The 314-nt window shown below is 77.4% G+C and carries 1 pseudogene; it reads left to right on the top strand.

The features are described 5' to 3' along the window. Positions 1–238 (top strand): annotated as a pseudogene (locus tag B7767_RS40370) (D-glycero-beta-D-manno-heptose 1-phosphate adenylyltransferase); the annotation flags it as partial. Positions 239–314 lie beyond the last annotated feature (76 nt).

The following is a 314-nucleotide window of genomic DNA, read 5'->3' as shown; positions in this document are numbered from 1 at the left end:
GGACGCGGTGGTGGTGTTCGAGGAGGACACGCCCGAGGTGGTGCTGGGGCGGTTGCGGCCCGACGTGTGGGTGAAGGGCGGGGACTACTCCGTGCAGGAGTTGCCGGAGGCGGGGGTGTTGCGGTCCTGGGGCGGGCAGGCGGTGGTGCTGCCGTATCTGGACGGGCGGTCCACGACCGCGCTGGCCCGGCGGGCGGCCGAGGCGGCGGCGGTCGCCCTCCGGGCGTCGGACGGGTGAGCGGGGGGCGGGGAGCTCTTTCGCCCCCGCCCCCTTCCCTTTCCCGTCTCCGGGGGCCGCGCCCCCGGAGCCCCTC

Origin of the sequence: Streptomyces sp. 13-12-16 (assembly GCF_002114215.1) — a bacterium.
In the GTDB taxonomy this organism is placed as follows: domain Bacteria; phylum Actinomycetota; class Actinomycetes; order Streptomycetales; family Streptomycetaceae; genus Streptomyces.
Note: the sequence above shows the minus strand (reverse complement) of the source record. Positions and strands in the feature narration are given on the sequence as shown.